Source organism: Aureispira sp. CCB-E, from assembly GCF_031326345.1.
Classification (GTDB): Bacteria; Bacteroidota; Bacteroidia; order Chitinophagales; family Saprospiraceae; genus Aureispira.
Window position 1 is genome coordinate 4,882,276 of record NZ_CP133671.1, and the last position, 23,065, is coordinate 4,905,340.

Annotated in this window: 6 protein-coding genes; 4 read left to right on the forward strand and 2 right to left on the reverse strand. The window is 39.9% G+C overall.

Annotated elements, in window-relative coordinates; all coding sequences use genetic code 11:
* Positions 1 to 12: 12 nt before the first annotated feature.
* Together QP953_RS18910 and QP953_RS18915 are read right to left on the reverse strand one after the other, a co-directional pair.
* Positions 13 to 2,007, reverse strand: coding sequence for a PEP/pyruvate-binding domain-containing protein (locus tag QP953_RS18910; protein WP_309552388.1), 1,995 nt, complete (start codon positions 2,005 to 2,007; stop codon positions 13 to 15).
* Between the two features lie 260 nt (positions 2,008 to 2,267).
* Positions 2,268 to 3,347: an NADH:flavin oxidoreductase gene (locus QP953_RS18915; RefSeq protein WP_309552391.1), complete on the reverse strand. Its 1,080-nt coding sequence runs from the start codon at positions 3,345 to 3,347 to the stop codon at positions 2,268 to 2,270.
* A gap of 421 nt (positions 3,348 to 3,768) precedes the next feature.
* Between QP953_RS18915 and QP953_RS18920 the strand changes: the two genes are divergently transcribed.
* From QP953_RS18920 to QP953_RS18935, 4 genes are all read left to right on the forward strand, one after another.
* Positions 3,769 to 4,650 carry a pirin family protein gene (locus tag QP953_RS18920; RefSeq protein WP_309552393.1) on the forward strand — a complete coding sequence of 294 codons (882 nt, stop codon included), beginning with the start codon at positions 3,769 to 3,771 and terminating at the stop codon, positions 4,648 to 4,650.
* A gap of 75 nt (positions 4,651 to 4,725) precedes the next feature.
* Positions 4,726 to 5,682: a hypothetical protein gene (locus QP953_RS18925; RefSeq protein WP_052599368.1), complete on the forward strand. Its 957-nt coding sequence runs from the start codon at positions 4,726 to 4,728 to the stop codon at positions 5,680 to 5,682.
* Positions 5,683 to 6,021: 339 nt separating this feature from the next.
* The gene (locus tag QP953_RS18930) at positions 6,022 to 17,028 is read left to right on the forward strand and encodes a T9SS type B sorting domain-containing protein (protein ID WP_309552394.1); all 11,007 of its coding nucleotides are present in this window, start codon (positions 6,022 to 6,024) and stop codon (positions 17,026 to 17,028) included.
* Between the two features lie 784 nt (positions 17,029 to 17,812).
* Positions 17,813 to 22,954 (forward strand): LamG-like jellyroll fold domain-containing protein, encoded by a 5,142-nt coding sequence (locus tag QP953_RS18935; RefSeq protein ID WP_309552395.1) that lies wholly within the window; start codon positions 17,813 to 17,815, stop codon positions 22,952 to 22,954.
* The last annotated feature ends 111 nt before the right edge of the window (positions 22,955 to 23,065 follow it).

Genomic DNA, 23,065 nt, shown 5'->3' on the forward strand with positions numbered 1-23,065 from the left:
ATAGAAGTATACTTACTCAGGCAAATTTACATTCAACAGACGCGCTTGTTTTAGGTACAATCGAAATTTATTTTCTTCTTTCATAATTTTAAATTCTACATCCACTCCATAATGTACAGGGTGTTCAAGCTCTTTTTTCAGCAAGGTATCCAATGTTGCACAAGCACTTTGCAATTGACGAACAAGGGGTGTCAGTGCCGCATTTTCAACAAAAATATTGTGTATAGACGACTTGGACTCTGTGACATACCATTTGCTATTCAACTGCCGAAAATAAATTACCTCTGGCACGGCTTTACCTTCAGGATTTGTAACAGATTGTTCACCATATTGTGTGTTAATATGAATACTTGGCGTTCCTGTAGGGTTGGGCAATGTCAATGCCACTCCATTGGCATATTCATCAGGAAAAGCTTCGTTGATCAAGATTCCCATTGCGGCTTTACTATGATCAATTCCAAAAAAATCACGTTCTTCAAACGCACGAACCAACCACAAAGACGCATAGACTTCCAATATTTTTTGCTGTATAACAGTTCGTTCGCTCCCCTCCCAAAAACCTTTGGAAACATACAATCCAGCCCCATTAAATTCTGGCAAATCTTCACAATTGGTCGAACTACGCAAGCGGATTTTTTTGCCTTTGTAATATTGCTTACAGATAATCTCTAGTTCCTTAAAAACTTGCTCCTTCAAAGTAGCTCCCATTATTGCATTTCTAATAGTTTCCAACTGCTTGTGCAAACGTTCTTTTGTCCATTGGTGTTTCTGTTTTAGCAGTGTTTGAATCAGTTGATCTGCCCCACAAGCTTGTATCGTTTGAAAATAAAAGTAAAAAGGAATTGCAAAACCAGGTCGAGTATAGTTGGGTAATTCATGATACAACAAAGCATAATTACTTGCTTTTGCCCCTATACAAGTAACCGTTTGCACCGATCTATCTCCTGTCGTAAAATGTGAAAAAGCACGAACAGATACATCTGGTTTTGGTAAATCAATCTTCAATTTTCGTTGACTCGACCAATGCAACTGAGCCGCTTGTTCAGAAATAGGTTCTATTGTTAGAATGTTTTTTCCTTTCTCTTTCTTGCAAATAATTTTCACCAACTTATTCTCATATTTTGCTCGAAAATCACTTGGTAACTGTTGCGTTAAATAAGCATTTGCTGTTCCTCGGTTTTTGGCTAAAAGGTTGATGTGCGAAAAAGGTGTTTGAGGCGCCAAAGTAAGTATTCCATTTGCAATCGGTACTCGATAAGGAATTTGCTGATAAAGCAAAATATTTTTAAAATCGCTTTGGACTTGTGTTTCCTCTCCTTCCTTTACAAACCGTAAATAACCAACTGCCACCCCCTCATTTAAGACATTAGCCGACCAATATCCATCTTGTTTAGGAGCAATTTTTGTCTTTTCTTTAGCTTCTTTTTTAGAGGCTCTTTTAATCAATTCACCCAATGTCATGGTAACATATCCCGCCTTTTCGATCCCTTCTCGAATTGTTAAATTAGGTAAGGAAGCACTTGGGCTTGCTAAAATAGCAATTCCCTTTCCTACTTCAGGAACTTGCTGTTTGATATATCGTTCTACCACTTCCATCAACTCTACAAAAGTACGTTCCATAGACCAACGACTATCGGTATAACTATAATCCTCTAACCGCACCGCCCAAGTATATACTTGCCCATCTTTTTGAATGGGCATTGTCCGTAAATCGTACAAAAAAATAGGCAAATAAACTCTCTTGTCAGGATGACGTACCAATTCTTTAAACTGATTAAATCGAAGTCCTGTTTTCAAACCATAACAAACAAAATTACCATGCCCTTTGTACTGTTCTACATCAAATAAATACACTTTTTTTAAAGATTCATTCCAATTAGTAGCAACTCCTTTCCAAGTCGGAATCTTATCATAAGCAATAAATTGATATTGCTTACTTGAAAATTCATTTTGCGCTTGCAACAAACATCCCAAACACAGTAATAAAGCAGTTAATCCTATTCTCATATTAAATAATGATTTCAATTTAAAAAAGGGGTCTTATTAACACTCATACGGTACTTGCTATTAAGTTAATACATTTTCTTAGTAAACTATTCTCATTCTAAAAATGATCCTTTGGCATCAACCTAAAAGTCGCCAATTGATTTTCAATTGACGACTCCTTTTTTATAACACAATACTAATTTATGCTAGATTATCCTTTTAGTTTTCAGCATCTTAAACTTTTTCGGACGTTTCTTTTATAGTAGTTAGCTACGCTGCTACTATTGTTTTACAAACCCCGACCATCGAGTCATGTATTCGATAAAATCTTCTCCCAATCCTTCTTTTCGAAGATAATCTTTGGAGACAGGAGTTGGTGTAGGTTCAAAATTATCATTTTCCATCACTTTTTTCGGAAAATCATGATGCAATATTGCAGAATGTCCAATCGTCACAAAATCGACTCCTGCATCTAAAACCTCTCTAACATCCTGAGCACTTTTTATTCCTCCTGCAACAGTCAGCAAAACATTTTTACGGTCAAGTTCTGTAAAATAAGTCAATAAAGATTTTCCTTTGTATTGCTCCTCCTCTGGCTCTTTGAAGGAATCCCACAAAGAAACATCTAAAAAGTCAATCTTTCCACCATCAATCAACTGCTGACAAATGGTTGTAACCTCTCTTAAGTCCATTCCAAATCGTTCGGGCGATAAGCGCACTCCCAATAAAAAATCAGAACCACAAGTCGTTCGAACACCATCAACTATTTCCAACAAAATGCGCGCTCTATTTTCCAAACTTCCTCCATACTCATCTGTCCGATGATTGATTGCAGCACTCAAAAATTGGGTTAAAATATATCCATGTGCTCCATGAATTTCCACACCATCATATCCGCTTTCTTTTGCTCGAATTGCTGCTTGAATAAAATCATCTCGAAGTTGTTTCACCTCTTCTAAAGAAAGCTCACGTGCATTGTGTTTCTCATTATCAGAGGGGCAAACGGGCTTATCTTGAAGCAAATCCATTGGAGAACGCATTCCCGCATGATGTAATTGACTAACAATCAAGCTGCCATTTTCCTTAATCGCACGCGTTAATTTTTTATGCCCCTCTATATGCTCATCAGAAAAGAGTCCTAATTGCCCAGGGAACCCTTTTCCTATTTCTTGAACATGGGTAGCACAGGTCATTACCAAACCAAATTGTCCCTCTGCTCTCATTTTTAGCCAATTTAATTCTTCTTTAGAAAGTTGCCCATCTTCATGGCTCTGTGTGTTGGTCATTGGAGCCAACATAAATCTGTTCTTCATACTGGCACCACAAGTAAACTTAATGGGGTTTGCTGCTTTGTTTTTCATTCCTATTTTTTTCTTGATAAGCAAGTGGGCAGAAAAAATATAGCTAAAAAATAGACTTATTTTTATATAATTTTTTCTGAACGATTACTTAATTTATTGCGAATCTATTTCTATTTCCATCTATAAACTAGAATACTGTCGCAATTGTTGAGGCTATAATTAATAAAAAGTAGCCTATCACCACAAACACCTTAGTATCAATGGCATTTTTTTGGGGGGATAATTTTATTTCGTCAATCCAAGATCTCAAAAAAGCAAGCAAAGTCACATTCTAATAATAAGACCTCCCTAAAAAGTATCATTTTGGTATAAGCCTCTCTAAAGTAAAGTCAAAACCAGAGAATTATCTTCCTACTAAAAACGTAAAATTATTTATATTTGTAGATAGTACAAACAATGGACTTTTCATAAAATAACGAATATGGCTAATAACAAATTACTAGTAAACGAAAGACAGACTGATTTAGGAAACTTTATGGTCGGAAGGTTATTGCCTTTTCGCAAAAAAAGACAAGTGGGTCCATTCACATTCATAGATCACATAGGACCAGCAGAATTAGGAAATGGTCAGTACTTAGATGTAGATCAACATCCGCACATTGGGTTAAGTACCCTAACCTATCTTTTTGAGGGAGAAATAGAGCATCGAGATAGCATCGGCAGTATTCAGATTATCACTCCAGGCGATGTTGGTTTTATGACAGCGGGATGTGGGGTTACCCACACAGAACGGACACCTCAACACAAACGACAAGAAGAAACATTTACCATGCACGGCTATCAAATTTGGCTAGCACTTCCCAAGGAAAAGGAAGAAATGGAACCAAGATTTGATTATTATCCAAGTTCAGAAATTCCAACTTGGACAGAGAATGGTGTTCGATTCAAACTAGTAGCGGGAAATGCCTTCGGTAAATCAGCTCCCTTACAAGGTTATTCGCCCCTATTTATGGTTGACATCTACGCTGAAAAAGCGACAACCATTTCGCTGAAAAATCAATTAAAAGGGGAAGTTGCTTTTGTTATTGTCAAAGGCTCTATTAGCGATCAAGAAGAACGAGTTGAAGCAGGGCAAATGCTCATTAGCAAAACCAATGAAGCTTGCGAAATTTGCTTGGACGCTCAAACGCAACTTTTGCTGTTTGGCGGGGCTCCGTTGCCTGAGGAACATTATCTGCTTTGGAATTTTGTTTCTCATAGCAAAACTCGCTTAAAAGAGGCTCAAAAAGATTGGGAAAACAAAGAGTTTCCAATGGTTCCTGACGACAATACGTATATTCCAATGCCTGCTCTAAAAAGATAACTTTCTTTGAACGATTGCTTAGCACTAATAAATCGTTATTTTACAACTCTTTTTATAAAAAAAATCAACATACTTATGCATTGCTCACCCCAGTACATCTGCCTTTTTCTTTTGGGAATATTCTATCTAACCTCTTGCCAAGAAGAGAAACCTACTGGCACTCAAATTGCCTCTTTTTCAGTTACAAAATCAAACAATGATCTTGTATTTAATTTTTCGGCTACAGGTCAAGATGTTCAATACTATGAAATAACGTATAGCAATTCTAATGCTAGTTCAAGCCATTTTGGAGACTTTACAACAACAGAAACCAGCACCATTACCAAAACAATAAGTGAGTTGTCTATTCGATCAGGTGGTATCTATACATTTAATGTTTCTGCTACACTCAATGACTTATCTGTTATATACTGGTCTAATCCTGTTTTAATCAACTTTGGGGATTTTTGTGAAGCTCCACATGGTCTAACTTTTGTTGGCAACTCTGGGTTTGTTTGGAATAATTATAATAATAATACAAGTTCTTCTTATTACGAAGTGAGTTATGGAATTGCAGGAACGTCCGCAAGTGCAGGAGAAAAAATTACAACCAATAATATGAATTGTAGAGACATGGTATTAGAGCAAGGAAAAGTCTATGATTTTTATGTCCGAGGTTATTGTAACAATACATTAGGTTGGAGCGATTGGGCTGGACCATTCACACATTATGCCTCTGAAAATTTCAATATTTGCATGCCACCATCCAATTTATCATTTTCGATTGTTAGAGATAGCCTTTCCCGACCATTTGGGGCAGAATGTACTTGGGAAGATAATGGAGGCAATACCGATTACGAACTTAATTTAGTTAGTAATGGATATGCTCCTACTTCTGGAAATATAGAAACCGTGACAAGCACAGCAAGAAGTGTGACTGTGTTTTATGGTCCGCTAACTCGAAACAAAGATTACGATTTTTATGTTCGAACAATTTGCAAGGATGGAACTCCCACAAACTGGGTTGGTCCATTAAATGTGAATATTAACTAGTCGCTACCATAACGATTCTTTTATAAAAATAAAAGCAACTCTATTGCTGTTTTAGAGCAGATGCATTTTTTGCATCTGCTCTTTTCAATTCCAACACCCATCATCATCATTCCTCTCCTCTTGTTCTTCTTCTCTATAAAACCAACCAGACAGTTAAATTAATGTCCCTCTAAGCTTTACACTGCAATGAATCCTAAAATATTTCGTTTTATTTTAGTATATTCGCTAGTTCCTAAATCCGAAAAAAATAAGAGCACTCATTTCAAAAAATGAGTATCTCGTATCAATCAATTTCCACCTTCAACATTGCATTGCTGCAATTTTGTTAGAACATTTGTTATGAAAGTACTATTGACCTTCCTTCTATGTCCTTTATTATTGTGTTTTAGCACAACTTTATGTTCACAAGTCACTCTGACGGTGAGAATCAACAGTGGAAATTCCACCACGACCTGTACTGATGGCTTTTTTGGAGGGGCTCCAGAACCACATTGGCGCGTAGAGGTTGCAGGTCAAGGCTATACCACTTATCCTAGAAGAGGAATTTGTTTTACCAATCCACCCAATACGCAATACAACGAAACATTCAATTGCCCGAATAACTATCCTGCCAATTTGCAAGTTTGCCTTCGAGCATTTGAAGATGATGGCGCAGCCTGTGTGGTTAGTCAAAGTTGTTTGGAACAAATTTGCCAAAATTTTGCTACCCCAACTCCAGGAAATGCCATTACTTATAGCCTTGCGGTAGGAGGATCAAGTACAGCAAATGTCAATTTTACCATTACAGCAACAGGAAGTTTTAATCTGCCTGGTAGTGCTTACAATACTGTCTGTAATGCCATTAATTTAGGAACACTTAATTCTAACACAACACTTGGTAATAGCGGTTTGAGTAATTATGGAAATTACTGTGCAGATAATATAGGCGAACCCAATCCTTGGGGTGGAGACAACGATCAAGGGGTTTGGTTTCAATTCACAACTGGTGCCTTCCCCTCTGCTGTAATTGATATTCAAGCCGAAAGTGATCCACAAAACTTTGGAGACGATATTGATTTGCAATTAGCACTTTATGAGTCTAGCAATGGAACCTGTACAGGAACATTAAACTTAATTGATGAAGAATACCAAGGCTTAGGTCTGTTAAACGATGAAGACATGACTGTCAATTGTCTGTCTCCAAATACAACATACTTTATATTAGTAGATGGAGAACGAACCAACGTTATCAATACAGGAGGTCAAGAAGGATTCTTTGGGTTGCAAGTGGTAGATGGAGGAATCTTACAGGCAGGAGATGAAATTTGTGACGCCGAATTTCTGGGTGCCGTCCCCAATGGAGGATCGGTAGCCACTCCTAATTTAAGTCGCTCCAATGTTTGTGCGACCAATACCAACGACCCCAACCCTGGTGCTTGGGCTTCGGACCAAACTGTATGGTTTCGTTTTCAAGCCCCCCCCTCTGGGCATGTGATTATAGATGCAGATAGTGACCCCTTACTCCCTCTGTCCAACGACCCTATCGACTTACAATTAGCAGTCTATGGAACTAGTACAGGAACGTGTACAGGGGTACTAGATTTTATTGCCTCTGATTATACCCCAGGTTTGTTTGGCGAATCGATGGATGTCAAGTGCTTAACACCTGGTGAAAACTATTGGGTAATGGTCGATGGTTCCCCTCTTAATGTAGATGGAATCTTTGATTTGACGATAACAGATGGAGGAATATTTCCAGCTCCCAATGATTTAATTTGTGACGCCATTCCTCTGGGGCAGCCTGCTCCAGGAGGTACAGTAGGCTTGATCGATCAAAACAACTACTGTGCAGATAATATCTTTGAACCCATTCCTGCCAACTGGGGAAATGACCAAGGGGTTTGGTATACGTTTATTGCTCCGCCCTCTGGCAAAGTAGAAATTCGTTTGGATAATGGAGGTCCTTTTAGCAGCGATAATATTGACCTACAAGTAGCGGTCTATGATTTAACAGGTGCGGTTTGTACAGGAGTTCCAACTGAAATAAAGTCAGAACACGAAGGAATTGGAATTCTCTGGGACGAAGACATGGAAGTTGAATGTCTAATTCCTGGTCGAGAATACTGGATATTAGTAGACGGGGAAGGGTCTTTAATTGACCCTGATTTGCAAGTAGGTATCTTTGACATTGAGGTTTATGGAGATCCTAGGGATTTGGCATCACCATACGATGATCCTTGTAATGCTTTGGCATTAGGAGACCCAACAGGAGGCTCTGTTGGTACTAGCCCTATCACTAACCATGGTTCTCAAAACAACTTCTGCGCTACAGCCACAGGCGAACCTCAACCATCTGGTTTTACTGCTGACCAAACTGTCTGGTACACCTTTGTCGCTCCTTCCACAGGAAACGTTAATATTAACATGAATTCTGACCCTATTATTGGAGGAACAGATCCTATCAATTTGCAGATTGCTGTTTGGGAAACGCCAGGCTGTACAGGTCCTTGGAGAGAATTTGTGAGTGGCGATGATTTATTATACGACGTTGATTTAGATGTTTACTGCTTAAAACCTGGTGAAATATATTACATCCAAGTTGATGGTTCTCCACCTGTTTTACTAGAAGGTCACGAAGGCTACTTTGACATTACCATTACTGAAATCCCTTCTATTCCTGTTGCGCCCAATGATTCTATCTGTAATGCTATTGCACTAGGCAATCCTTTTGCAGGAACTGTTGGCATTACCAATCAACACAACCTTTGTGCCGACGATTTGGGCGACCCAACACCTTCTGCTTTTGGAACAGATCAAACCGTCTGGTACTCATTTACAACTCCTGCAACAGGAGGTCCTTATGCGGTTGATATTAATACGACTTCTAGTTTGCCTTGGCCGTTTGGCAATCAGGATGCCATTGATTTGCAGTTAGCTGTTTTTGAATCTAGTAATAACCTTTGTACAGGTACTCTAACAGAGGTTGAAAGTGGTTATTCGCTCTTAGATTTATTCAACGAGAGCTTGAATGTCCCCTGTTTGGAAGCAGGAAAAACCTATTATGTCATGGTTGATGGCTCTTTCTTGGATGTTCAAGGATACTTTGACATTAGTATTTCTGCGGCAACAGCCGTTCCTATTCCTACCAACGATTTAATTTGCCAACATGAAAACTTAGGTGTCGTGCCTATTGGTGGTTCAATTAACAATGGTAATAATTATTATAACTTCTGTGCAGACGTAGAATCAGGCGAACCCAATCCATTTAGTATTGAACAGACGGTTTGGTTTTCTTTTGTCGCCCCCAATCATCCCGGCGCTAACACAACTGCCAATGTTACCATTTCTGTAGAATCTGATCCTGCTGGTGTTGGTAATACCGTTGATTTACAATTAGCTGTTTATGAGTCTAGCAATGGTACTTGTACCGGAAATATGACGTTATTAGAAAATGGCGATGCAGACCCACTATTCAGTTTTGATGCTGATGTGAGTGTCACCTGCCTATATCCAGGACGACGATATTGGGTACAAGTAGACGGTTCTGCACTGAACTTGGAAGGCTATTTTCAAATAGAAGTACAAGACGATGGAGCTGGTTATCGCCCTCCTTATAATATTATTTGTAATGCTGAACCTCTAGGCGTTGTTCCCAATGGAGGTTCTATTAATAACAATATTGATTATACCAATCTTTGTTCAAATACCGAACCTGGCGAACCTACCCCTTCTGCATTTAGTGTTGATAAAACCGTCTGGTTTACCTTTACAGCTCCCGCTTCTGGTAATGTAACCATTGATGCCCAAAACGACCCAAACAACATAGGGGACGAAATTGATTTACAATTGGCATTGTACTATTCTCCTAACAACACTTGCTCTGGTCCATTTTTAGAAGTAGACAGTGATTACGATATTTTTAACAAAGATGAATCATTGAGCGTAGATTGTTTAGAACCTGGCCGTTTGTATTTCTTACAAGTAGACGGCTCCAATGGTGCTTTTGGCGATGAAGACGGTTGGTTCACCCTTGAGATTCGAGATGACGGAGGTACAAGCAATTTCCCTTATAATAATGACATTTGTAATGCCTATAATTTTGGAATTCCCAATACAACACAAACACTCAATAGTGAATCCAATGTTTGCGCCAACATAGAACTAGGCGAACCTGGTGTTGGTAGCTATGCCACTCATACCGTTTGGTATCAATTTACAGCACCACCTTCTGGGCGTGTTGAAATTGATGTTACCTCAACCAACCTATTTCTTGGAATGGATCCAGAAGTCAGACTATTTTCTTCGTCTAACAATAGTTGTACGGGGGCATTATCACAAATAGAAAGTTCTACTTGGCCAACAGCTCTGATTACGGAAAACATAGAGGCAACTTGCTTGGTTCCTGGAAATGTTTACTTCATCCAAGTCGATGGCTCTGGGTTGGTCATCGAGGGTACGTTCAACATATCTATTGAAGATATGCACCCAAGTTATGGCACAGGAGTAGCAGGTGATCCTGAACCAGCTAATAATGCCTGCGATAGCGCTATTACACTAACCGTGCAATCTGAATCTTGCTTAAATGCCAATGGAACGTTCTCCCAATTAAACTATGGTTTACCAACCATTACTTATAACCCTGCTTTCGCACAAGGATGCGGAGGAAACTGCGGTGACACTTGGTATCAATTTACCATGCCAGCCTCTGGCAATGCAGTCATTGAAGGCAATGACGATAATGTTGGTGGTGGTATTTTAGGCGATTTTTCTGAATTAACCGTTGTAGCTTATACGGGCACCTGTGGCAACCTGACGCCTATTGATTGCGATCAAGGAGGTTTGAGTAGCGATGTATCCTTTCAGGTTGCAGCTACTCCAGGCTCTACCGTTTGGCTCCAAGTATTCAATGAAGACGGAGACGATGATGAAGAAGACTATGAATTGTGTATTTCGGAAGGTTGTGGGTTTGATGACTGTTTGGATGCCTTGGCAATACCGATGCTGCCCAATGTTCCTTATTGCTTTAATACAGCTGGTGCAAATGGGGAAAATGTTTCGGGTGGTGCCCCTGGATATTTTGAATGTTCAGAAGGTGACAATCCCGAAAATTCAGTGTATTATTACTTTGTTTCGGATTGTAATGGCAGCGACGTAACGCTCAGTATCATCAATGCTGTTTCTAATGGGAATTGTATTTTGGGTATTACACCAACCGATGGATTTAATATCTCTCTATTCCAAGATGCGACCCCCTGCGACAATAACCCCGATACGCTTGTCGATTGCCAAACCTTTACAAGTTGTGACGTTCAACCTTTTAACTGGTCTCAAACCTATACTGGGTTATCTCCTAATACGCCTTATGTCATTCAATTAGATGGTGGATTTGGTAGTTTGGGAGGTGATAATGTGGGAGAAATTATGATTACCACTACCACGGACCCTGTCCTAAATCCAGTATCAACGCCTCTAAGTTGTTCTGGACTTAATGATGGTACCGCATCAGCAGTTACTTTAGGCGGCGTTGCTCCATATACCTTTAACTGGAGCAATGGTCGTACCGATTCTACAATTACAGGGTTGGCAGCGGGAACTTATTTTGTTACGGTTACAGGTGTAAACGGCTGTTTTGATACTGCTAGTGTTGTTGTTGATAACGGCTTATTACTAACTGCTTCTATTGCTAATACAATTGATGTAAGTTGTAGTGGCGATTGCAATGGACAAGCCTCTGTTGTGGCTATTGGAGGAAGTGTTGCCACTTCCTATACTTATTTATGGGATGCCGCCGCAGGAAATCAAACAACAGCAACAGCAACTGGTTTATGTGTTGGAAATTATACCGTTACGGTTTATGATGACAACCTTTGTTTTGATACAGCAAATGTAACTATCAGCACACCAAATCCGATGACCATACAAGTAGATTCGATGACAACAGCATCCTGCAATGGAGTCTGTGATGGTGCTGCTTTTGTTTCTACTACTGGTGGCTCTGTGGTAGGCAATTATAGTTACCTATGGTCCAATGGGCAAACAACCGCCCAAGCTACTGGACTGTGTGCAGGTGCTTACCGAGTAACGGTGACAGATGATAATAGCTGTTCGGATACCTTAAGCATCCTCATTACACAACCAACAAGCGTAACAGCATCTATTGCCAATCAAACCAACATCAATTGTAACGGTGATTCGACTGGTTCTGTTCAAGTACTAGCAACCAACGGCACGCCAATTTACACATACAGTTTATATGATAATGTCGGCTTATTAATAAGCAGTTCTAGCAACACATTTAATAATTTACCAGCAGGAGATTACGGTATTTTGGTAGAAGATGCCAATAATTGCCAAGACTCTATAACTATTGTGATTACTGAACCAAGCGCATTAACGGGAACGTTAATTGCCTCTTCTAACGTTAGTTGTTTTGGTAATAATGATGGTGAAATTATTGTTCAAGCGACAGCAGGTTCTGGCTTGGCTCCTTATCGTTACTCTCTTGATGGTATTAACTTTAGTAATAATGGAACATTCTTAAATCTTACGGCAAATAATTATACCGTTGTAATTCGAGATAGTAATAATTGTACCATTACAATTCCTGTTACCATTAGCGAACCAGCAGGCATTAACGTTGTTCTAAACGCTCAAACCATAGCTAGTTGTGGGGCTTGCGATGCAACCGCTACCATTACAGCCAGTGGTGGTGGTGGAAACTTTACTTACCTTTGGCCCAATGGAGAAACTACCGCAACTCCAACAGCCCTTTGTGCAGGAACCAATACCGTTACGGTGACAGATGCCAACAATTGCTCTGCTACTTTAGCTGTTACGATTGCCAATTCCAACTCATTTGCAGTAACACCAACAATAGACCAAATGATTACTTGTAATGGCGATTGTAATGGGGCGATTAGCATTGTTGTTCCGACAACAGGTACACCACACACATTCGCTTGGAATACAGGAAATACGACCAATGCCCTTTCTAGCCTATGTGCAGGAAGTTATACCGCCACCGTCACCGATAATAGTGGCTGCTTTGTTGTAGAAACGATTAATTTGGCAGAACCTGCTCCCTTAACAACCTTGGCAGCTCCTATTCAACCCGTTAGTTGCACAGGTCTTGCCGATGGTCAAGCAACAGCAACCCCTACTGGAGGGACGACTCCTTATAGTTATTTATGGGATAATGGAGAAACCAATCAAACAGCAGTACAACTCCTTGCAGGTTCTCATACAGTAACCGTTACCGACAGCAACAATTGCACAACAAGTACTTCGGTTGTAATTCTAGAACCTAATCCTTTAGTTATTAGGATACAAAACACAACTGCTTCCAATTGTTCTTCGACAGGTTGTGATGGGACAGCAACGGTTACAGTAAGCGGCGGGCAAGCCCCTTATACCTACCTATGGTCGAATGGGAATACTAGCCCTACCCCTAACAATCTATGCCCCAACTTTAACCAAGTTACGGTAACAGATGCTAATGGATGCAGCATTGATACTAGCATACTAATTCCTGCTAATACTTCGTTGAACCTAAGTGTTATCAATCAAACAAGCCCTAGTTGCTTTGGTCATTGTGATGGTTCTATTGTTGTATCCGCATCGGGCGGGAACAGTAGTAGCCCTTACAACTTCACATGGAATGACCCGAACAATCAAACTACGGCTTTGGCAACAGGGCTTTGTGCAGGTGTTTATCAAGTAACTGTTGAAGATATAGATGGCTGTTCAGCTGCCATGGCAATTACCTTGAGCGAAACCGATTCTATTCAAATTGCAAGCTTGGTGAATGATGCCAACTGTTTTGATAGTAACGATGGTAGTATTACGCTTACTGTCAGTGGAGGCACAGCCCCTTATTCGTATGCTTGGAGCAATGGCAACCACTCCGTTTCTAATCATAACTTAGGCCAAGGGGTTTATCAAGCCACTGTCACGGATGCCAATGGATGTTCCGCTACTATTGAGGATTCCATTCATAGTCCTTCTCCTATTATTACCCATACTACTATTTTTACCCCATACAATGGGCAACAAATTTCTTGTGCCGATGGAAACGATGGAATTGCCATGATTAGTGCTTCTGGGGGAGTTCCTGGATATAGTTATCAATGGTTTAATGGCGAAACAACCGATACCATCACAGGCTTACAGGCTAGCACTTACCCCGTAACCGTCACAGATGCACAAGGTTGTACAGCCCTAGACAGTGTTACACTCATGCATCCACCACAAATTGTTATCACAACTAACATCACCTCCAACTACAATGGGTATAATGTTAGTTGTCACGATGCCAACGATGGAACAGCGATAGTGAGTGCAACAGGTGGAACTGGTGCCTATAGTTATGTCTGGTCAGGAGGGCAAACCAGCACTACTGCCGTCGGACTTTCTAGAGGCACTTATGCTGTTACAGTAACAGATATTAATGGTTGTTGGACCATGCACACCGATTCATTGACTGCTCCGCCTGCCCTTTCTGACACATTTATCGCCGTTCAAAATGCAAGTTGTTTTGGGGCTTCAGATGGGCAAGCCACGGTCGTAGTTTCTGGAGGAGTTCCTACTTATAACTTTGTATGGGATAACGGAGCAACTTCTTCCTCTGTCAATAACCTAGACTTTGGTATACATAGTGTTACCATTACAGATAACAACGGTTGTACGGTCACAGATGATGTGAATATTTTCCAACCAACCGAACTGCACGCTACCATTACAGCTGTTCCAGCAATTTGTTTTGGAGATAGTAGTGGTAGTGCAACTGTTACAGCAACAGGAGGCACTGCTCCTTATACTTATTTGTGGTCTGATGGGCAAAGCAGTTCAGCTGCAACCAACTTGCCGACTGGAGCTTATACCGTAACGGTAAGTGATGCCAATGCTTGTAGCGTTACAGCAAGTATTACTGTTTCAGAACCTAGTTCTATTGCAGCAACCATAAGTATTAGTTCTAACTATAATGGTTCTCCAATTAGTTGCTTTGGAGCAACCGATGCGGAATTAACTGCTAGCACAACGGGAGGAACTAGCCCTTACAGCTATTTATGGTCTGATGGGCAAACCGATTCAATTGCAACAGGGCTAGGTGTTGGCAATTATGCCGTAACAATTACCGATAACAATGGCTGTATGGATAGTGCTAGTATAACCATCACTGCTCCTGGTCTATTACAGGCAACTGTAAGTGTTAGTTCTAACTATAATGGTGTTGATATCAGTTGTGTGGGTGCCAATGATGGAATGGCAACGGCTCTGCCAATCGGAGGAACAGCTCCATTTTCATACCTTTGGCCTGATGGGCAAACGACTGCTACCGCTACAGGCTTGGGACCACATACCTATTTTGTGCAGATAACAGATGCCAATGGCTGTTCTGATACTGCTCAAGTAAGTTTAACAGAACCTGCGCCAACCAACGTAGCGATCAACCTAATTAATCATGTTTCTTGTGCAGGTGGTCAAGATGCAGCCGCTGAAATTATTCCAATTTCGGGCACACCTACGTTTAGCTTTTTATGGGATGATGGAACAAGCACTGCTATTAATAACAACCTTGCGGTTGGTATGCACACTGCTACCCTAACGGATATGAATGGTTGTCAAGCAAGTGCTTCTATTGTTATAACAGAACCAACAACTATGTATCTAATCAATAGCTCTACAACTCCCATTAATTGCCACGGTGGTAATAACGGAACAGCAAGTATTCAAATTGGTGGAGGTACAGCGCCATACACCTATCTTTGGTCAAATGGTCAAACGACTAGTACAGCTTCTAATCTAATTGCTGGTTTGTATACTGTAACGGTTACCGATAATAGTGGTTGTACGGCTACGTTCCAAGAAATTGTTACCCAACCTTCTCCACTAGGGTTAACCTTTACGAATATTATAGATATTGATTGCAATGTTAATCAAAATGGTTCTGCTACTCCCCTAGTTTCTGGAGGTACAACACCTTATTATTTCCAATGGAACAATACCTCTACTTACAATGATAGCATTCCAACCTATTTAACGTATGGGTGGAATACGCTTTTGGTAACAGATTCCAAAGGTTGTACCATCTTAGATTCTGTGTTCATCAATCATCCCAATCCTATTTTAGTGACTTCTACGAGTACTGATATTAGTTGTTTTGGAGCCAACGATGGAACGGCTGCTGTTAGTGCTACTGGTGGGACGCCTCCTTTAACCTACACTTGGTCCAATAGCCCCAGTGCTAGTAATTCTATTAGCGGTATTGCTGCCAATTTCACGTTTTATTGTACCATAACTGATGCCAATGGATGTACTCATGTTGAATCATTTTTCTTGTATCAACCCGATGAACTACAGGCTACTTTCACGCAAATTAGTAATGCAGATTGTAAAAATGGCAACAACGGAATGCTAACCATAGAAGCTCAAAATGGAACTGGTCCTTATATTTTTAGTTGGAGCAATGGAATACAAATAGTTGATCCTAGCAGTTCTACGGTAGGAAATCTAAGTGCGGGAACCTATGCTGTTACAGTAACAGACCAAAATGGTTGCTCTACTTCTTTGAATACGTTAATCACTGATCCTGCCCAACTATCTGGCACGGCTAGCGATGACCAATTGGATTGTTTTGGCGACACCGATGGGAAAATTGTGGCAACTGCTGCTGGTGGAACGCCTCCTTATTTCTTCTCTTTGAATGGAGGGATTGTTCAAAATTCAGGCACATTTAGTGGTTTAGGAGCTGGCAACTATACTGTTGAAATCACAGATGCTAGTGGCTGTATCTTTACGACAAGCGCAACGGTTGCTGTTGCTGATTCTGTTGTTTTACGAGTTCCTGCCGATATGAGTATCAAATTTGGAGAGACAGTACCACTATTTGTTCAGATGCCTGTTAATTCTCCAACTAATCCTGTTGTAACATGGACGCCCAATACTGGATTGAGTTGCGATACTTGTTATCAATTAACAGCACAACCATTTACTTCTACCCTATATACTGTCTCCATTACAGGAGATGAGGGCTGTATTAGTACAGCCGATGTATTCATAGAAGTTGATGAAGATAAAGGCGTCTATGTTCCAAACGCATTCTCTCCGAATGGAGATCGTACCAACGAAGTATTTATGCTCTATAGTTCTGGTTCTGTTGACAAAATCGAAGAATTTATGATTTTTGATCGATGGGGGGAACTCCTTTGTCATCATAAAGATGGACGCCCTAATTATCCTGCCTATGGATGGGACGGAACTTTCTTAGGACAACCGATGAACACAGGCGTGTTTGTCTATTACATTCGAGTCCGTTATGTAGATGGTTCTACGGAGATTTTTAAAGGTGACTTGACTTTAATTCGATAGTTTTTTTAATCATTATACAACAGGCAATCTTTGACAAAAGGTTGCCTGTTTTCTTTTTTTACAATTATTATTCTCTTCACAAGTATTTTTTTCTTTACTTTAAACCGTTAATTCTAATTAAGAATCAATAAAATGGTGGTAAATTTTAGTAAACCACAACGTAGTAACAGAGCTTTTGTAAGGTCAATAAATTAATAGTTTGTTAACTATTATTCCCTAAAAAAGGTAATAATCTGTTAAAAATACACATAAAGGAATTGATACACCTCCCCAATAAATATCTAAGTAATACGTTAATAGTGCGTAGAAGCATACAACTATTTCAAATCCCTTGTCCTTCTACTCCACAAAAACTGAAAATCATCGTATTTCCCCTTAAGCGTTTGTCTAGTTTTAGACACTTTTGAACCTAAAAATTAAGAAAACAAATAAGCTTTTAGATATAAAACAATAACTCGTTAAAGCCATGTAGTTGTTTCGTAGCTAGCAAAGCATTAGCGGATGTTATTCATGTTGTAATGTTTTCTCAAGATTATACGTCTGAATCACTCAGATGCCTAAGTTGTACACAATATTTAATTAGATAACTTAATGAATGTTATCGCAATACACCAAACATCAGTCATATCAATATGATTATCAACTATATTGCTAATAATTATTGAATATAATTGTAAGAACGTCCTTTTATTAAACACCTTTTATTTTTCTTCTTACTCTATATTACTGTGTCGCACAACAGTATCTTAATAGATTTAATTGTATTCATCCTAAACGTATCTCTATGAAACAAATTCAACAAATTCTCTTATTTTTATCCACTTTCTTGTTTATTCAACACACGTTGAAAAGTCAAAGTGCCAGTATTTATACCAACCCATCTTTGCATAATCAACAAGAAAAATGTGGCTCAGACCAAATTCATCAACGTTTATTAAATAACGACCCTGTATACCGTCAAAACTTTGAGGATATACAACGAAGAGTAGAACAAGAAATCAGAAACAACCCTTCCTCTACAGGTAGAGCTCCATTGCTGACAGTTCCAGTCGTTTTCCATGTCATGCACTTGGGAGAAGCCGAAGGAACAGGCACCAACATTTCTCATGAGCAAATCCTAAGCGCCTTGGCTAGTTTAAACGATGCTTACCGAGGTATTGCCCCTTATAACAGTAATGGAGTAGATATGGAAATTGAGTTTTGTTTAGCGGCACAAGACCCTTCTGGCAACCCAACCAATGGTGTCAATCGTGTTGACGCTTCTGGAACTAGTGACTATGCTGCCAATGGACTAACAACAACAGGTACAAACAACGAAACTACCATCAAAGCACTAAGTCGATGGCCCAACACGGACTACTACAACATTTGGGTTGTGAGTGAAATTGATGGCAATAACGCAGGAGGTGGGACACAGGGCTTTGCTTATTTCCCAGGAGCTAGTGCTGCCGTTGATGGTACCGTGATTATGCATAATTCCTTGGGCTTTGATCCGACTGCTGCTCGATGTTTTAATGTCAAAAGTTTTACCAATTACAACATTACTTTAATTCACGAATTAGGGCATGCTTTTGGGTTGTTTCACACCTTCCAAGGAGATGCAGGAGGCACCGCCTGTCCTACTAACACTAACTGTAACACAGATGGCGATCGAGTTTGTGACACGCCTCCCCATGAACGTTCTGGCGCTTGCCTTACAGGAACGAATAATTTATGTGGGACGCTAAGAGACAATCACATTCACAATTTTATGGATTACTCTAGTGATGATTGCCAAACAGAATTTACAGCTGGTCAAAAAACACGAGCACGCTCCTTCTTAACGAGTGGTCGTGCTGACTTGTTGACCTCTGCGGGTTGTACTCCTGTAGCTCCCCCTGTTAGTGATTTCACAACTGAATGTGCTAGTACTGCTGTTGCTGGTTGCACGGGAAGCACCATCCAATTTTATGATTTATCAACACACAATCCAACAAGTTGGGCATGGACGTTTCCTGGAGGTACACCTGCCAACTCTACTGCCCAAAATCCAAGCGTGGTATACAATACTGCAGGAACCTATGCAGTAACACTTGTGGCTACGAATGCGAGTGGAACTGGCAATACAGAAACCAAAACAGGTTATATTACTATTTATGAATCTCCTACAGCAGCCTGTACCCCTGGCATTCAGAACACGGGTTTCTTTGGCTATTCTTTTTCTAATGTAACATTCAACAATATCAACAACAGCACTCCTCCTGCAACCAATGGACCACAAGATTTTTCATGTACTCAAACAACCTGTGTAACAGAAGGACAAACTTATTCTTTGTCCATTACAGTAGGTAACAGTGGCGGGCAAGATGGCTTTTATAATTGTTTTATTGATTATAATGATGATGGCGTTTTCTCTGCAGGCGAGAGCATTCTGAGTGGTTCTACTACAGCAGGTAGTGGTTATCAAACGTTTACTCAAAATGTTGTTATTCCTATCAATGCTGTTGAAGGCGACTTGCTTAGAATGAGAGTTATTAATGACCAATTTAATCTATCAGGTCCTTGTGATAATCTATTTACAGGAGAATCAGAGGACTATGGTATTTTCATCTCCCCTGCTGCCACCATTACCACACAGCCCAATCCTACCAACGCTTGTGCTGGAGCCAATGCTTCTTTTTCGATTGTAGCTACTGGTGGTACAACCTTCCAATGGCAAGAGAACCAAGGAAGTGGTTTTGTTGATATTAGCAATGGTGGCGTCTATAGTGGTGCTACTTCTGCCACTCTAAATCTAACAGGGGTGACAGCTCCGATGAATGGCTTTTTGTATCGCTGTATCGTTGGCAATGGTTGTGACCAATCCATCACTTCTAACAATGCTGCGTTGACAATTGGTGGTGGGTTAACCATTAATACACAACCTACGAATCAAGATGGTTGTATTGGTGATAACGAAACATTTACCATCAACGCGCCTGCTGCAACTACGTTCCAATGGCAAGAAGATCAAGGAAGTGGCTTTGCGAATATTACCAATGGTGGTATTTACAGTGGGGCAACTTTGGCAACCTTAACCATTACAGGAATCAATGCGCCCATGAATGGCTTTTTGTATCGCTGTCTTGTTAGCGATGGTTCTTGTAATGCAACTTCCAATAATGCAACACTAACCGTCAATACAGCCCCCTCTATTACAACACAACCTACCAACCAAGATGGCTGCATCGGTGATAATGAAACGTTTACCATCAACGCGCCTGCTGCAACCTCATTCCAATGGCAAGAAGACCAAGGAAGCGGCTTTGTGAATATTACCAATGGTGGCATTTACAGTGGAGCAACTTCTGCAACCTTGACCATTACAGGAATCAATGCGCCCATGAATGGTTTCTTATATCGTTGTATTGTTGCTAATGGAACTTGTAATACTACTTCCAATAGTGCCACACTAACCGTTAATACAACTCCAACAATTACAACACAACCTAGCAACCAAGATGGTTGTGTTGGGGACAACGAGACGTTTACTATCAATGCACCAACTGCAACTACTTTCCAATGGCAAGAAGACCAAGGAAGCGGCTTTGTGAATATTACCAATGGTGGCATTTACAGTGGAGCAACTTCTGCAACCTTAACCATTACAGGAATCAATGCGCCCATGAATGGTTTCTTATATCGTTGTGTTGTTGCCAATGGTTCCTGCAATACCACTTCCAATAATGCCACACTAACCATCAATACAGCTGCTCCAAACATCACTACAAATTTAGCAGCCAATACGATCCAATGTGAAAACAATAATTTTAGTTTAGTTATCACAGCAACTAATGCCAGTAGTTTCCAATGGTTTGAATTTAATGGTACAACATGGTCTGCTCTTATTGATGGTGGTATTTATAGTGGTGCAACTTCTCCTACCCTTACCTTTACCAACCCTACAGGCATTAACAATCATCAATATTATTGTGCTATCAACAGTCCTTGTGGAACACTTAATAGTGATACAACATCACTTCAATTGATACAGATTACAAGACAGCCTATTTCACAAGTAGGAAATGCTGGAGATACGGTAGATTTTATTGTTAATAGTATTAATGAAACTTGTGGCAATGGATGGGAAATCAATACGGGAACGGGTTGGAACTTGTTAACTAGTAATGCTGCTGTGTATCCCAATGGTGTCTCTGGCGATACTCTAAAAGTAATTGTTAACAGCAGTTTAGATGCGGTCTGGTATAGACGTGTATCTTGTGGTCCTACCTGTATAAAAGCATCTGACTCCGCTCAAGTTTCCATTATCTTATTTAGTAATGTTCGAGGAAACATGTATGATTTTGACGGTGTAGATGATTACATTGCTATGGATACAACACCTTTGGGTGCTTCTAATACGCAAGATATTTCTTATACATTTGAGGCTTGGGTTTATCCAGACGATGTGGCTACTAGGCAAGTCATCCTAGGAAACCACAACTATACTGGCACTTCTGGAACGGGTCTAGATATTTCAGGTGGACAAGCTCAGTTTTTCAAGCAAGAAGGCGCTGCTATCGTAACAGGAGCAATCACCCCTTCTGAATGGCATCACATAGCAGGTACTTACGACACGTTAACCAATGAAATGCGCTTGTATATCAATGGAATTTTAGTCGGTTCTACAACTTCTACGGAAGCAGATGCAGGTGGTATTCATAATATAGGTACCCATTCGGGAGATGCTAGTGTTGCTTTATCTGATTTCTTTAATGGAAAAATGGATGAAGTCCGAATTTGGAAAGTTGCTAGAACACAAACAGAAATTCGAGAAGCAATGCATCGATCCTTAGATGGTACTGAACCTCATCTAGCTGTATATTATCAATTTGATAGAGATAAGGTTGTCGGTACTAATTTGGGCGTTCGAGATGCGCTAGGAATTAGCCATAGCACAGCACAAGTGAATCCAACAGCTTATTTACCTTCCGAAGTGCATGTTGGTGGTGGTATTTCTAATACTCAATCTGTTACAACAAATGGTAATGTTATTTTTACAGGTACTAACTTGGAGATTAACTTTCCAAGTACCCATCCTAATGGTGAAGTTGTCGTTACTCATGTTCTTACTGAAAATCCAGTTGCAGCACCAGCCAATGCTCCCTTTGAAACAGGATATTGGGTCGTCAATAATTTTGGTTCTGTGAATACAGCTTTGGCAGCTATTCCATTGTTTAGATATGCTGATGGTAATGTTACAACTAATTTATTAACTGAATTCACCTTGTACAAACGCCCTTCTAGAGCTTTTGGAGCCTGGCCTCAAACTTTTTCGCCCGCTACTACGGCAGACAATACAGCAGGTAACAATCACTGTTCTTTTGCAGGAATTAATGATTTTAGCATTTTATTCCCTGTTAATAATACCGTACTATTAAACAATAAATTCTTACATTTTGAGGTACAACCTACGTCTAATCAAGAAGTCTTATTGTCTTGGGAAATTGAATCTGAAAAAGACAACCGTTTCTTTGACATTCAACGCAGTTCAGATGGTGTTCACTGGGAAAAAATTGGTTCATTAATCAGTTTGAATCAACCAACCTCCTATCGTTTCTTGGACAAAAATCCTATGAACGGTCAAAATTATTACCGTCTAGAAATTACAGACATCAATGATTTTGTTAGTTATAGTAATGTTAGAACGGTCGAATTTGTCCAAGATATAGGATATTGGGTTTATCCTAATCCTAACCAAGGTATCTTTAACATCGATTTCAGAGGGTTAGAAGGTGCTTATTATACGGTTGAGGTTTTTGATGCTGTTGGTAGAAAAGTTCATGAACAAACATTAAATCATAACAAAACTACACTCAACCTTCAGCAACATGCCGCAGGTATGTATACTTTAAAAATACAAGTTGGCACGCAACATTATTACACAAAAATTATTATGCGCTCCTAAACATTGCTATTTATATTAGGTTAGTAATCGTTTTACGCAACGATTTTTTGTTAAAAATATGATTATCAAGAGACGTTCTGTTCAAAATAGAGCGTCTTTTTTTTACCAAAA

What these genes read in the sequence shown, in the direction of transcription:
- QP953_RS18930 (WP_309552394.1), top strand. Translation starts at nt 6,022, where the DNA reads ATGAAAGTACTATTGACCTTCCTTCTATGTCCTTTATTATTGTGTTTT.
- QP953_RS18935 (WP_309552395.1), top strand. Translation starts at nt 17,813, where the DNA reads ATGAAACAAATTCAACAAATTCTCTTATTTTTATCCACTTTCTTGTTT.
- QP953_RS18925 (WP_052599368.1), top strand. Translation starts at nt 4,726, where the DNA reads ATGCATTGCTCACCCCAGTACATCTGCCTTTTTCTTTTGGGAATATTC.
- QP953_RS18920 (WP_309552393.1), top strand. Translation starts at nt 3,769, where the DNA reads ATGGCTAATAACAAATTACTAGTAAACGAAAGACAGACTGATTTAGGA.
- QP953_RS18910 (WP_309552388.1), bottom strand. Translation starts at nt 2,007, where the DNA reads ATGAGAATAGGATTAACTGCTTTATTACTGTGTTTGGGATGTTTGTTG.
- QP953_RS18915 (WP_309552391.1), bottom strand. Translation starts at nt 3,347, where the DNA reads ATGAAAAACAAAGCAGCAAACCCCATTAAGTTTACTTGTGGTGCCAGT.